Here is an 11680-nt window from a genome sequence, read left to right on the forward strand (position 1 = left end):
CGGCGATGACGCCGGTACCCGGGGCGGCCGGCCGCAGCATGACAACGCCCGCGGCAGCCTCACCCGTGATGGGGTGCGGAATCGTGCCCTGGATGCGGGGAACGCGGAAGAAGGACTTCTTCGCCTCCTCGACACCCTTGGCGATCGCCGCGGGCACCTCCTTGGCCTTGCCGTAGCCGACGCCGACCATGCCGTTGCCGTCTCCGAGGATCACGAGGGCGGTGAAGCTGAAGCGACGACCACCCTTGACGACCTTGGAGACGCGGTTGATCGTGACGACGCGCTCGATGAACTGCGACTTCTCCTCGTCGCGGCCACGACGATCGTCGCGTCCCCGGCCTCGGCCGCGGTCTCCACCGCGAGCCTGGGCGTTGTCGGTGGTGGTCTTGTTGTCTGCGGCGGGCCCGTTGCTTCCGCCGTCACGACGCTGACGTCCCGGCATCAGACGGTCCTTCCGTTAGCGGTCAGTGCTGTGGTGTTGATCATCAGAACTCCAGCCCACCCTCGCGGGCGGCGTCGGCGAGCGAGGCGATACGGCCGTGGTACTTGTTACCCCCACGGTCGAACACGACGGCGTCGATGCCGGCGGCCTTCGCGCGCTCGGCCAAGAGCTGACCGACCTTCGCGCTCCGGTCCTTCTTGTCGCCCTCGAGGGAACGCACATCCGCCTCGATCGTCGACGCGGAGGCCAGCGTGTGGCCGGACAGGTCGTCGATGATCTGGGCGTGGATGTGGCGCGAGGACCGGTTGACGACCAACCGCGGCCGCTCGGCGGTGCCGGCGACCTTCTTGCGGAGGCGGTAGTGGCGCCGGGCGCGTCCGACACGACGTGCTGTCGAGACGTCGGTTCCCAGCGGGGAACGCTTCTTGGTGCTGCTCATGGTCACTTACCCGTCTTTCCGACCTTGCGACGGACCTGCTCGCCCGCGTAACGGATGCCCTTGCCCTTGTACGGGTCGTGCTTCCGGAGCCGCTTGATGTTGGCGGCGATCTGGCCCACCTGCTGCTTGTCGATTCCGGAGATCGAGAACTTCGTGGCTCCGTCGACGACGAACGTGATGCCGTCCGGGGCGACGATCGGCACGGGGTGCGAGTAGCCGAGGGCGAACTCGAGGTCCTTGCCCTTGGGGACGACGCGGTAACCCACGCCGAAGATCTCCATGTCCTGCTTGTAGCCCTCGGTCACTCCCACGACCATGTTGTTGACCAGGGAGCGCGAGAGGCCGTGCAGAGACCGGTTGTCGCGGTGGTCGTCGGGACGGTTCACCGTGATGGTGCCCTCCTCGACCGACACCGTGATCGGTGCGGGCAGATCCTGGGTGAGTTCACCCTTGGGACCCTTGACGGTGATGGTCTGGCCGTCGACCTTGACGTCGACACCGGACGGGACGCTGATCGGAGCCTTGCCGATACGTGACATATCTCCGCCCCTTACCAGACGTAGGCGAGGACTTCCCCGCCCACCTTCTTGTTGTGCGCCTGACGGTCCGTGAGCAGACCCTGGGACGTCGAGATGATCGCGACACCCAGTCCTCCCAGCACCTTCGGCAGGCCGGTGGACTTGGCATACACGCGCAGACCCGGCTTGGAGACTCGCTTGATGCCCTGGATGCTGCGCTGACGCGACGGGCCGTACTTGAGGTCGATGGTGAGCTTCTTGCCCACCTCGGCGTCCTCGACGGCGAAATCGACGATGTAACCCTCTTGCTTGAGGATCGCGGCGATGTTGCCCTTGAGCTTGGAATGCGGCATGGAGACGGTGTCGTGGTACGCCGAGTTGGCGTTACGCACACGCGTCAGCATGTCCGCGATGGGATCGGTCATCGACATGGATGGACCATGTTCCTTTCTCGCAACGGTTCCCATGCAACACGGTCCCGGTCGGCCTGTGGGCCGACCCTGTCCGTCGTGGGCCTATCACGAAGAGTGCGAATGTTCTGTTGTGTGGGGTCCGGCAGCCGCGAGGGCTCCCGGGTGACCCGCCGCGACCAACGCTCTTCTCGTCAGTCGCGACCCGACGGCTGGGCCGTCTGCCCGGCGTCGGGGACCCGCGGATGCGGTGCCCCGGCGCGGACGGCCGGTCCGGCCATGACCGTGAGGTCAGTCCTCCTTGAAGGGGAAGCCGAGGTGCTTGAGCAGAGCGCGGCCTTCCTCGTCGTTGGTGGCCGTGGTGACGACGGTGATGTCCATACCCCGGGGACGATCGACCTTGTCGACGTCGATCTCGTAGAACATGGTCTGCTCGTTGAGGCCGAACGTGTAGTTGCCGTGACCGTCGAACTGCTTGCCCGAGAGCCCGCGGAAATCGCGGATCCGCGGCAGGGCGACCGTGGTCAGACGGTCGAGGAACTCCCACATGCGGTCGCCGCGAAGCGTCACGCGGGCGCCGATCGGCATGCCCTCGCGCAGCTTGAACTGCGCGATGGACTTGCGCGCACGTCGGATCTGCGGCTTCTGGCCGGTGATCAGCGTGAGGTCGTTGATCGCCCCGTTGATCAGCTTGGCGTCGCGGGCGGCGTCGCCGACGCCCATGTTGACGACGACCTTGACGACGCCCGGGATCTGCATGACGTTGGCGTACTCGAACGTCTCGTTGAGCGCCGGCCTGATCTCGGAGCGGTACCGCGTCTTGAGCCGTGGGGTGTATCCGGTGGGAAGAGTGGTCTCAGTCATGGTCACAGGTCCTTCCCGGTCGTGCGCGACACGCGGACACGCTTGCCGTTCTCATCGGTGCGGATGCCGACGCGGGTCGGGGTGCCGTCGGCATCCACGACCATCACGTTGGACACGTGGATCGGGGCCTCCTGCGTGACGATGCCACCGGAGGAGGCACCGCGCTCGGCAGCCGAGTTGGCGGTGTGCTTCTTGATGCGGTTGACGCCCTCGACCAGGACCTTGTCCTGCGCGGGGAAGGCCTGGATGACCTTGCCCTTCGCGCCCTTGTCCTTGCCGGCGATGACGAGCACCGTGTCGCCCTTGTGGATCTTCATGTCAGAGCACCTCCGGCGCCAGCGAGACGATGCGCATGAACTTCTTGTCGCGCAGTTCGCGACCGACGGGCCCGAAGATGCGGGTGCCACGCGGGTCGTTGTCGTTCTTGATGATGACGGCGGCGTTCTCGTCGAACTTGATGTACGAGCCGTCCGGACGGCGGCGCTCCTTGGCGGTACGAACGATGACGGCCTTGACGACCTCACCCTTCTTGACGTTCCCACCGGGGATGGCGTCCTTGACGGTGGCGACGATGATGTCGCCCACGCCTGCGTAGCGACGCTTGGACCCACCGAGAACGCGGATGCAGAGAATCTCCTTGGCACCCGTGTTGTCGGCGATCTTGAGTCGCGACTCCTGCTGGATCATGGTTCTCCTGACCAGGCTGGTTCTGATGTGCGCCGGATACCGACCCGACGCACGCGGTCATGCCGCCCGGCATCGCAACTGCAACGCGACAGCTCGGGCAACTGGTCCAGTGTAGGGCGCGGTCGGGCCCCGACCCAAATCCGGGGCCTGCCGGACGACCACGGTCGACCCGACCGCCTAGGAGGATCCCCCGCGCAGGGACCCCGTCGAGCCCCCGGAACCGGTGGACCCCGCTGCGCTGCTCGAGCCGGCGCTGCCCGAGCCGGCGCTGCCCGAGCCCAGCGACTCCCCGTCCGCTCCGCCGGCCGACGCCCGGCCGTTGGGCATCGCCGCCGCCAGTCCCGACAGGATGTGGTCCATCGCCGGCACCATCTGTGAGACGAACACCGGCCAGTTGTGGATGCCCGAGGGCATGTAGTTGATGCGCAGGTTCACCGCGGGCACGGACCCGAGCGCCCTCTCGAGCGCCCGGGTGCTCTCGTAGGAGCCCTTCTCCAGGACGTGTCCGTCGAGCAGGACCAGTTCGTTGCTGCCGAAGTAGCCCAGCTCCGCCGACCCGACCAGTCCGGTGGCGGCGCTGAGGAAGACGGTCTTCCCCTCGAGACCGGAGGGGTCAGCGATGGTGTCGTGCTCCGCCCAGGCCGTCGACCCGCGCGGCCCCCACATGTTGGTGGCCTCCCCGTTGCGGGCCCCGACGGTGAGGCGGATGTACTGGTAGCCCAGCTCGTCCAGGGTGGAGTAGGCCCCGCTCACCCCGGCCGTGGCGTCGAACATCTCGGGGTTGCGGTTGGCCAGGTGAAGCGCGGAGGCCGCGCCCATCTACACACCCATCACCCCCCAGCTGCCGTTGTGCGCCAGCGGCGCGGACCGGCCTGCGAGCCCCTCCGCGAGCAGCGGCGGCAGCTCGGTGGTGAGGAAGGTCTCCCACATGTTGGGTCCGAGGACCGGGTCGTCGGACTGCCAGTCGGCCCACATCGACGCCGGGCCGCCGGTGGGTGCGATCACGTTCACGGCGCGGTCGCGGAGCACGGGGTCACCCCAGCCCATCCCCGTGCTCCAGCCGGACGGCACCTCGCTCCCCACCCCGTCAAGGAAGTACACGTTGGGAGCGTCGAGTCCGTCCGGGGCCCGGTACACCTCGACTCGCACCGTCCGCTGCATCACCGCGGACGTCACCGTCCACACCTCGGCCCGACGGTCGACGGGGTTGACGGAGCCCGGGAACAGCGGCTCCACCCGTATGACGCGGGACATCGTGATGCCGTGGTCACGGGTGGCGACGGGGGTCGACGGACCGGCCGAGCTGCCGGGACGGGGAAAATCCCCGGAGCCCGCTGCGGCCACGGAGCCCAGGACCGAGGCGATGGGGATCGGGGCGCCGAGCCGGGTCAGCGCGGCCAGGCTCAACGAGGGTGCGCCGAGCAGGCTGCCGGGCGCGACGGACGGGATCACCGATCCGGGCCCCTCGCTCTGCGCCGTCGCGGGAGCCGACGCGGTGGCCACGAGCAGCGCGGCCGACGCCCCGGCCCCTATACCCCGGGCCAGACCCCGGACGCGGCGTCCCGCCGACGGGCGTGGTCGAGCGCACGGTCCTGCTGTCATCTGACGTTCCTCTCCTCATGCCCGGCTGGACCCCGGGTCCGGGTGATGCGGATTCCGACATGCCGAGGGGCCGGTGGCCCGTGCAATACTCGGAGTTTCGTCATACCGCTCATATCCGTTACAAATGCCGGCGGCCCGGCCCCGTGGGAAGGGGGCCGGGCCGTCGGCGGTATTCGTGGGGAGCGACCTACTTGGCCCGCTCCAGCACCTCGACGAGGCGGTACCGCTTGGTGGCGGACAGCGGGCGGGTCTCCATGATCCGCACGCGGTCGCCGACGCCGGCGGTGTTGGACTCGTCGTGAGCCTTCACGCGCTCGGTACGCCGCATGATCTTGCCGTACAGCGGGTGCTTCACGCGGTCTTCGAGCTCGACGACGATGGTCTTCTCCATCTTGTCGGACACGACGTACCCGATCCGCACCTTGCGGCTGTTGCGCTCGGTGTTCTCGCTGGCCTCAGTCACGGCTGCTTCCTTGTCACTCACTTGGCATCACCCGGCGCCGCCGACAGCCCGAGCTCCCGCTCGCGGATGACGGTGTAGATGCGTGCGATGTCGTGACGCACGACCCGCAGGCGACGGTTGTTGGTCAGCTGACCGGTGGCCATCTGGAAGCGCAGGTTGAACAGCTCTTCCTTGGCCTCACGGAGACGCGCGGTGAGCGCGTCGGCATCGAGCTCGCGCAGCTCGGGGGCGGTGATTCCATTAGCCATCAGAACTGCTCCTCCCGGGTCACGATGCGGGTCTTGCACGGGAGCTTGTGCTGCGCGCGGCGCAGGGCCTCGCGAGCGATCTCCTCGCTGGGGTACGACATCTCGAAGAGGATGCGCCCGGGCTTGACGTTGGCGACCCACCACTCCACGGAGCCCTTACCGGAACCCATGCGCACTTCCGCAGGCTTCTTGGTCAGGGGACGATCCGGGTAGATGTTGATCCACACCTTGCCGCCACGCTTGATGTGACGGTTGATGGCGATACGAGCGGACTCGATCTGACGGTTGGTGATGTACGCCGGCTCGAGAGCCTGGATGCCGTACTCACCGAACGTCACCTTGGTGCCGCCCTTGGACCCGCCACTGCGGCCGGGATGGTGCTGCTTGCGGTGCTTGACACGCTTGGGGATAAGCACTGTCACGCCTCCCTGGTCTGATTCTGCGGGGCCTCGGCGGGAGCCTCGGCAGCAGGACCGGAACCGGCGCGGCCGGTCTCGGTGCTTGTCGCCGTGGTGCCCTGGGCGCCCGAGCGACGGGGCCGGGCGGCGCCGCGCTCACGGCGCGGTCCACGATCGGCGCCACCGCGATTGGCGGACTGGGCGAACTGGTCGGACTCACGACGTCCGCCGACCACGTCACCCTTGTAGATCCACACCTTGACGCCGATACGACCGAAGGTCGTCTTGGCCTCGTAGGTGCCGTAGTCGATCTCGGCACGCAGGGTGTGAAGCGGGACGCGACCCTCGTGGTAGCGCTCCGAACGCGACATCTCGGCTCCACCGAGCCGACCCGAGCACACGACCTTGATGCCCTTGACCTGCGGCTGGCGCATGGCGGACTGGATGCCCTTCCGCATCGCGCGGCGGAACGCCACACGGTTGGAGAGCTGCTCCGCGATGCCCTGCGCCACGAGCTGGGCGTCGGCCTCGGTGTTCTTGATCTCGAGGATGTTGAGGTGGACCTGCTTGGCGGTGAGCTTCTCGAGCTCCCCCCGGAGACGGTCGGCCTCGGCGCCACGCCGACCGATCACGATGCCCGGACGGGCGGTGTGGATGTCGACGTTGACCCGATCACGGGTGCGCGAGATGTCCACGCCCGAGATGCCGGCCCGCTCCATGCCCTTCGACAGGAGCTGACGGATCTTGATGTCCTCGGCGACGTAGTCCGCGTACTGCTTGTCGGCGAACCACTTGGACGTCCAGTCCGAGGTGATGCCGAGACGGAAGCCGTGCGGATGGATCTTCTGTCCCATTTAGCGGGCACCTCCCTGGTTACGACGGCCCCGACCGGTGGAACCGGCCTTCTCGGGCACGCTGGTCACCTCGACGGTGATGTGGCTGGTGCGCTTGCGCACGCGGAACGCACGACCCTGTGCACGCGGACGGAACCGCTTCAGGGTCGGTCCCTCGTCCGCGAACGCGGCCGACACGACGAGGGTCCGGGGATCCAGGTCGAGGTTGTTCTCGGCGTTCGCGATCGCGGACGCCAGAACCTTGCCGACCGGCTCGCTGGCGGCCTGCGGGGCGAACCGCAGGATATCCAGCGCGTCGGAGGCGTCCTTGCCGCGGATCAGGTCGATCACACGACGCGCCTTCATGGGCGTCACGCGAACGAACTTGGCGGTGGCCCGGGCGCTGAGCTTCTGCTCGTCCTGCCCGGCGCCCTCGGCGGTCTTCTTCGTATCAGTGCTCATCGACGCTTACTCTTTCGGTCGTCCTTGATGTGCCCCTTGAACGTGCGGGTCGGCGCGAACTCGCCGAGCTTGTGACCCACCATGGAGTCGGACACGAACACGGGCACATGCTTGCGGCCGTCGTGAACGGCGAACGTGTGACCGATGAAATCGGGCAGGATCGTCGAGCGACGCGACCAGGTCTTGATGACCTGATGAGTGCCCTTGTCGTTCTGCGCGTCCACCTTCGCGAGGAGGTGCTCGTCGACGAACGGACCCTTCTTGAGACTACGAGGCATCCTAGTTTCCCTCCTTAACGCTTCTTACCGGTGCGACGGCGACGGACAATCATCTTGTCGCTCGCCTTATTGGGCTTGCGGGTCCTGCCCTCGGGCTGGCCCCACGGACTGACGGGGTGACGTCCACCGGACGTCTTGCCCTCGCCACCACCGTGCGGGTGGTCGACCGGGTTCATGACCACACCACGGACGGTCGGGCGAACGCCCTTCCACCGCATACGGCCGGCCTTACCCCAGTTGATGTTCCCCTGCTCGGCGTTGCCGACCTCGCCGATCGTGGCGCGGCAGCGCACGTCGACGCGGCGGATCTCACCCGACGGCATGCGGAGGGAGGCGTATGCGCCCTCCTTGCCGAGGAGCTGGATCCCGGCGCCGGCCGCGCGGGCCATCTTGGCGCCGCCGCCCGGGCGCAGCTCCACCGCGTGCACGACCGTGCCGGCGGGGATGTTGCGGAGCGGCAGGTTGTTGCCGGTCTTGATGTCGGCACCGACACCGGACTCGATCTTCATACCCTGCTTGAGGTTGCGCGGGGCGAGGATGTACCGCTTCTCGCCGTCCGCGTAGTGCAGGAGGGCGATGTTGGCGGTGCGGTTCGGGTCGTACTCGATATGCGCGACGGTCGCGTTGACGCCGTCCTTGTCATTACGACGGAAGTCGATGACACGGTACTGACGCTTGTGACCGCCACCCTTGTGCCGGGTGGTGATGCGACCGTGGCCGTTACGGCCGCCGGTCTTGTGCAGCGGGCGCAGCAGCGACTTCTCGGGCGTCGAGCGCGTGATCTCGGCGAAGTCCGAGACGCTCGAGCCGCGACGGCCGGGCGTCGTGGGCTTGTACTTGCGGATAGCCATGAGGTTCTCTCGTCCTTAACTCTTCCCGCCGTCAGGCGGTCAGACCCGGGATCTCGATGGGCTTGCTGTCAGCCGCGAGGGTCACGATGGCGCGCTTGGTGCTCTTGCGCTGTCCGAACCCGGTGCGGGTGCGCTTGCGCTTGCCCTTACGGTTGGCGGTGTTCACGGACTCCACCGTGACGCCGAAGATCTCCTGGATGGCGATCTTGATCTGCGTCTTGTTGGCGTCCGGGGAGACCAGGAACGTGTACACACCCTGCTCGAGCAGGCCGTAGGCCTTCTCGGAGACGACGGGGGCGAGGATCACGTCCCGGGGATCGGCGACGGTGCTCACTTCTCGGCCTCCTTCTGGGCGGTCTTCGACGTGCCGGCGGCACTGCGGCTCGCCTGCGTGACGAACGCGTCCAGTGCCTCCACGGAGAAGACCACCTCGTCGGCGTTCAGGACGTCGTAGGTGTTGAGCTGGTCCGGCGCGATCGGGTGGACGTGATCGAGGTTGCCGACCGAACGCCATGCGGCGACGTCCTCGCGACCGACCACGACCAGGAACTTCTTGCGATCCGACAGGCTCGCGAGGAAGTCGCGGACGCCCGCGGTCGACGGGGTCTGACCCACGACGAACTCGGTGACCACGTGGATACGCTCGCTGGCGGCCCGGTCGGAGAGGGCACCGCGCAGGGCGGCGGCCTTCATCTTCTTGGGCGTGCGCTGCGAGTAGTCGCGCGGCTTGGGACCGTGCACCGTGCCACCGCCGGTGTAGGCGGGGGCGCGGGTCGAGCCCTGACGGGCGCGACCGGTCCCCTTCTGGCGGAACGGCTTGCGACCGCCGCCGCGGACCTCTCCGCGGGTCTTGGTCGAGTGGGTGCCCTGGCGCGCCGCGGCGAGCTGGGCCACGACCACCTGATGCATCAGCGGCAGGTTGGGCTCGACGCCGAAGATCTCGGCGGGAAGCTCGACCGACCCGTTGGCCGAACCGGCCGGGGTACGGACGTCAAGCTTGAGATTCACGGTGTTATCCGTCGTGGTCATGCGCGCGCACCGCCCTTCACTGCGGATCGGACCATCACGAGGCCGCCGTTGCGACCCGGAACGGCACCCTTGATGAGGAGGACGCCGGCCTCGGCGTCGACCTTGTGAACCTTGAGGTTCATGGTGGTCACACGGTCGTTGCCCATCCGGCCGGACATCTTCTTGCCCCGGAACACGCGTCCGGGGGTCGAGGCGCCACCGATGGAGCCGGGCTTACGGTGCACCGCCTGGGTGCCGTGCGAGGCGCCCTGACCGGAGAAACCGTGCCGCTTCATGGTGCCGGCGAAGCCCTTGCCCTTGGAGGTGCCGGTGACGTCGACGAATGCGCCGTCCTCGAATACGTCCGCGCCGATCTCCTGGCCCAGCTCGAAGGCTGCGGCCTGCTCGGCGTTGTCGAGCCTGATCTCGGCGAGGTGGCGCCGGGGCGTCACACCCGCCTTGGAGAACTGGCCCGCGACCGGCTTGGTGACCTTGCGGGGGTCGATCGCGCCGAAGGCGATCTGGATGGCGTTGTAGCCGTCGGTCTCTTCGTTTCGGATCCCGGTGACGACACACGGCCCGGCCTTGATGACGGTAACCGGGACAACCCGGTTGTTCTCGTCGAAGACCTGGGTCATGCCGAGCTTCGCGCCCAGGATTCCCTTGATCTCGGTAGTACTCATCTGTTCACTGTCTCCGCTGCACGTTGCTGGCTGACCGCTGCTCGGTCGGAGGTCACTGGATGTTGACGTCGACGCTGGCGGGCAGGTCGATGCGCATGAGCGCGTCCACGGTCTTGGGCGTGGGGTCGAGGATGTCGATCAGCCGCTTGTGGGTGCGCATCTCGAAGTGCTCGCGCGAGTCCTTGTACTTGTGCGGCGAACGGATGACGCAGTACACGTTCTTCTCGGTCGGCAACGGCACCGGGCCGACGACGCGAGCTCCCGTACGGGTGACCGTCTCGACGATCTTGCGCGCCGAGGCGTCGATGGCCTCGTGGTCGTAGGCCTTGAGCCGGATGCGGATCTTTTGTCCCGCCACTTCGTCCTCATTCTCCCCCCGCCCGTGAAGGCGGCTGTCGTGAGCGCCCCCGCTTCGCGGGGGACACTGCTGTGTTCGCTGGTCATACGTGACACCGTCAGACCGTCGATTTCCCGGTCACATGCATCGGTGCTCTGTCATGGGAACCGCCGTCGCGCGCTCACGAACGTGACACGACCTGCGATTCCCAGAGGACGGAGAGCCGCACTCCCGCGGAGGCGAGGGTGACGACGGACCGATCCGCTGCCGCTGTTGATGTGTCACGACGCGTCCACGCGGTCGGGCGTGTCGCCCTTCCACTTTTCCAGCGGGTGGTCACCCACCCGCCTTGTCGTGCTCGCCCGACCAACCCGGCTCCCCCGGTGCCTCCCGAGGGAGTCCACGTGGGTTCGCCGCCTTGTCCGGGCAACTCGACCAGTATGCCGCACCCCCTCGCCAGGAGCCAAATCGGGGTCCACGCGAGTGCGGGATGCGGTGCGTCGGACCCGCCGCTTTGGGTACCGTCATGGTGATCAGCGCTCCGGCGCCGAACCCCAGGAGAGCAAACCGTGACCAGCCGACGCGAGCCCAGAGACCCCGCCGCCTACAAGAGGGATCGGCGCCAGGCAGTCCTGCGCCACCACCCGGACAAGGGCGGCGACCCCGACGAGATGCTCCGCGCGCTGGAGGAGGTGGACCGACGCCACGGCGTGAGCGGTCCCCGACGGAGCGACCACGCGGCGACCGCCGAACAGGTCGCGGCCGTGGCCGTGACGGCTCTCGCCGGCGTGGCCGCGGTCGGCCTCTCCGTGGCGATGAGTCTGCTCAGCCGTCGGAGATGAGCACACCGGGCGCGGCACCGCCCGCCACGACGAAGGGGCGCCCCACCTCGCGGTGGGGCGCCCCTTCGTCGGGTGCGTCACGGGCGATGTCGCCCGCGGCGCGCCGTCAGTCGATCACTTGATGATCTTGGTGACCTGACCGGCGCCGACGGTGCGGCCACCCTCGCGGATCGCGAAGCGCAGGCCCTCGTCCATGGCGACCGGCTGGATGAGCTCGACGCTCATCTCGGTGTTGTCGCCCGGCATGACCATCTCGGTGCCCTCGGGGAGGGTCACGACGCCGGTCACGTCCGTGGTGCGGAAGTAGAACTGCGG

19 protein-coding genes and 2 pseudogenes are annotated in these 11680 nt (G+C 67.8%); 1 reads left to right on the forward strand and 20 read right to left on the reverse strand.

Going from position 1 to position 11680, the window contains the following annotated elements; all coding sequences use genetic code 11:
* The 19 genes and pseudogenes from B4M60_RS08870 to rpsJ all read right to left on the reverse strand — a co-directional run.
* A partial coding sequence (locus B4M60_RS08870; protein ID WP_291082443.1) for a ribosomal protein S5 occupies window positions 1-442 on the reverse strand: 442 nt, incomplete at its 3' end.
* Between the two features lie 43 nt (window positions 443-485).
* The gene (rplR, locus tag B4M60_RS08875; RefSeq protein ID WP_291082446.1) at window positions 486-881 is read right to left on the reverse strand and encodes a 50S ribosomal protein L18; all 396 of its coding nucleotides are present in this window, start codon (window positions 879-881) and stop codon (window positions 486-488) included.
* A gap of 2 nt (window positions 882-883) precedes the next feature.
* Window positions 884-1420 (reverse strand): 50S ribosomal protein L6, encoded by a 537-nt coding sequence (rplF, locus tag B4M60_RS08880; RefSeq protein WP_291082449.1) that lies wholly within the window; start codon window positions 1418-1420, stop codon window positions 884-886.
* Between the two features lie 11 nt (window positions 1421-1431).
* Entirely contained in the window at window positions 1432-1830 is a 399-nt protein-coding gene (gene rpsH, locus B4M60_RS08885; RefSeq protein WP_291082452.1) for a 30S ribosomal protein S8, read from the reverse strand.
* A gap of 270 nt (window positions 1831-2100) precedes the next feature.
* Entirely contained in the window at window positions 2101-2673 is a 573-nt protein-coding gene (rplE, locus tag B4M60_RS08890; protein WP_291082455.1) for a 50S ribosomal protein L5, read from the reverse strand.
* Between the two features lie 2 nt (window positions 2674-2675).
* On the reverse strand, window positions 2676-2990 hold the full coding sequence (gene rplX, locus B4M60_RS08895) for a 50S ribosomal protein L24 (RefSeq protein ID WP_291082458.1): 315 nt from the start codon (window positions 2988-2990) through the stop codon (window positions 2676-2678).
* A gap of 1 nt (window position 2991) precedes the next feature.
* Window positions 2992-3360 carry a 50S ribosomal protein L14 gene (gene rplN, locus B4M60_RS08900; protein WP_095717592.1) on the reverse strand — a complete coding sequence of 123 codons (369 nt, stop codon included), beginning with the start codon at window positions 3358-3360 and terminating at the stop codon, window positions 2992-2994.
* A gap of 177 nt (window positions 3361-3537) precedes the next feature.
* Window positions 3538-4962 (reverse strand): annotated as a pseudogene (locus B4M60_RS08905) (alpha/beta hydrolase).
* 187 nt (window positions 4963-5149) lie between these two features.
* Window positions 5150-5425 carry a 30S ribosomal protein S17 gene (gene rpsQ, locus B4M60_RS08910; RefSeq protein ID WP_414646771.1) on the reverse strand — a complete coding sequence of 92 codons (276 nt, stop codon included), beginning with the start codon at window positions 5423-5425 and terminating at the stop codon, window positions 5150-5152.
* 17 nt (window positions 5426-5442) lie between these two features.
* Complete coding sequence (gene rpmC / locus B4M60_RS08915; protein ID WP_291082468.1) at window positions 5443-5673, reverse strand: 50S ribosomal protein L29; 231 nt, start codon at window positions 5671-5673, stop codon at window positions 5443-5445.
* The gene (rplP, locus tag B4M60_RS08920) at window positions 5673-6089 is read right to left on the reverse strand and encodes a 50S ribosomal protein L16 (RefSeq protein WP_291082498.1); all 417 of its coding nucleotides are present in this window, start codon (window positions 6087-6089) and stop codon (window positions 5673-5675) included. Before rplP ends, rpmC begins: the two co-directional genes overlap by 1 nt.
* A 2-nt stretch (window positions 6090-6091) precedes the next feature.
* Window positions 6092-6925 (reverse strand): 30S ribosomal protein S3, encoded by an 834-nt coding sequence (rpsC, locus tag B4M60_RS08925; RefSeq protein ID WP_291082471.1) that lies wholly within the window; start codon window positions 6923-6925, stop codon window positions 6092-6094.
* Window positions 6926-7366: a 50S ribosomal protein L22 gene (gene rplV / locus B4M60_RS08930; RefSeq protein ID WP_291082474.1), complete on the reverse strand. Its 441-nt coding sequence runs from the start codon at window positions 7364-7366 to the stop codon at window positions 6926-6928.
* Window positions 7363-7644: a 30S ribosomal protein S19 gene (gene rpsS / locus B4M60_RS08935; protein WP_017838195.1), complete on the reverse strand. Its 282-nt coding sequence runs from the start codon at window positions 7642-7644 to the stop codon at window positions 7363-7365. Before rpsS ends, rplV begins: the two co-directional genes overlap by 4 nt.
* A 14-nt stretch (window positions 7645-7658) precedes the next feature.
* Window positions 7659-8495 (reverse strand): 50S ribosomal protein L2, encoded by an 837-nt coding sequence (gene rplB / locus B4M60_RS08940; RefSeq protein WP_291082479.1) that lies wholly within the window; start codon window positions 8493-8495, stop codon window positions 7659-7661.
* A 31-nt stretch (window positions 8496-8526) separates the two neighbouring features.
* Window positions 8527-8829 (reverse strand): 50S ribosomal protein L23, encoded by a 303-nt coding sequence (gene rplW / locus B4M60_RS08945; protein WP_291082482.1) that lies wholly within the window; start codon window positions 8827-8829, stop codon window positions 8527-8529.
* Window positions 8826-9524 (reverse strand): 50S ribosomal protein L4, encoded by a 699-nt coding sequence (gene rplD, locus B4M60_RS08950; RefSeq protein WP_291082485.1) that lies wholly within the window; start codon window positions 9522-9524, stop codon window positions 8826-8828. The genes rplW and rplD overlap by 4 nt, the downstream gene beginning before the upstream one ends.
* Complete coding sequence (gene rplC / locus B4M60_RS08955; protein WP_291082488.1) at window positions 9521-10186, reverse strand: 50S ribosomal protein L3; 666 nt, start codon at window positions 10184-10186, stop codon at window positions 9521-9523. Before rplC ends, rplD begins: the two co-directional genes overlap by 4 nt.
* Window positions 10187-10238: 52 nt before the next feature.
* The gene (rpsJ, locus tag B4M60_RS08960; protein ID WP_003938093.1) at window positions 10239-10544 is read right to left on the reverse strand and encodes a 30S ribosomal protein S10; all 306 of its coding nucleotides are present in this window, start codon (window positions 10542-10544) and stop codon (window positions 10239-10241) included.
* A gap of 548 nt (window positions 10545-11092) precedes the next feature.
* Here rpsJ and B4M60_RS08965 point away from each other — a divergent pair.
* Window positions 11093-11365: a hypothetical protein gene (locus B4M60_RS08965; RefSeq protein WP_291082491.1), complete on the forward strand. Its 273-nt coding sequence runs from the start codon at window positions 11093-11095 to the stop codon at window positions 11363-11365.
* A 114-nt stretch (window positions 11366-11479) separates the two neighbouring features.
* Here the strand turns inward: B4M60_RS08965 and B4M60_RS08970 are convergent.
* Window positions 11480-11680: pseudogene (locus B4M60_RS08970) on the reverse strand (elongation factor Tu); the annotation flags it as partial.

The sequence above is a fragment of the Dietzia sp. UBA5065 genome (genome assembly GCA_002415925.1).
GTDB lineage: Bacteria > Actinomycetota > Actinomycetes > Mycobacteriales > Mycobacteriaceae > Dietzia.

Excerpts from the sequence above, each read along its gene's own strand:
- rplR (WP_291082446.1), bottom strand. The coding sequence starts at position 881 with ATGAGCAGCACCAAGAAGCGTTCCCCGCTGGGAACCGACGTCTCGACA.
- rplF (WP_291082449.1), bottom strand. The coding sequence starts at position 1,420 with ATGTCACGTATCGGCAAGGCTCCGATCAGCGTCCCGTCCGGTGTCGAC.
- rpsH (WP_291082452.1), bottom strand. The coding sequence starts at position 1,830 with ATGTCGATGACCGATCCCATCGCGGACATGCTGACGCGTGTGCGTAAC.
- rplE (WP_291082455.1), bottom strand. The coding sequence starts at position 2,673 with ATGACTGAGACCACTCTTCCCACCGGATACACCCCACGGCTCAAGACG.
- rplX (WP_291082458.1), bottom strand. The coding sequence starts at position 2,990 with ATGAAGATCCACAAGGGCGACACGGTGCTCGTCATCGCCGGCAAGGAC.
- rplN (WP_095717592.1), bottom strand. The coding sequence starts at position 3,360 with ATGATCCAGCAGGAGTCGCGACTCAAGATCGCCGACAACACGGGTGCC.
- rpmC (WP_291082468.1), bottom strand. The coding sequence starts at position 5,673 with ATGGCTAATGGAATCACCGCCCCCGAGCTGCGCGAGCTCGATGCCGAC.
- rpsC (WP_291082471.1), bottom strand. The coding sequence starts at position 6,925 with ATGGGACAGAAGATCCATCCGCACGGCTTCCGTCTCGGCATCACCTCG.
- rplV (WP_291082474.1), bottom strand. The coding sequence starts at position 7,366 with ATGAGCACTGATACGAAGAAGACCGCCGAGGGCGCCGGGCAGGACGAG.
- rpsS (WP_017838195.1), bottom strand. The coding sequence starts at position 7,644 with ATGCCTCGTAGTCTCAAGAAGGGTCCGTTCGTCGACGAGCACCTCCTC.
- rplB (WP_291082479.1), bottom strand. The coding sequence starts at position 8,495 with ATGGCTATCCGCAAGTACAAGCCCACGACGCCCGGCCGTCGCGGCTCG.
- rplD (WP_291082485.1), bottom strand. The coding sequence starts at position 9,524 with ATGACCACGACGGATAACACCGTGAATCTCAAGCTTGACGTCCGTACC.
- rplC (WP_291082488.1), bottom strand. The coding sequence starts at position 10,186 with ATGAGTACTACCGAGATCAAGGGAATCCTGGGCGCGAAGCTCGGCATG.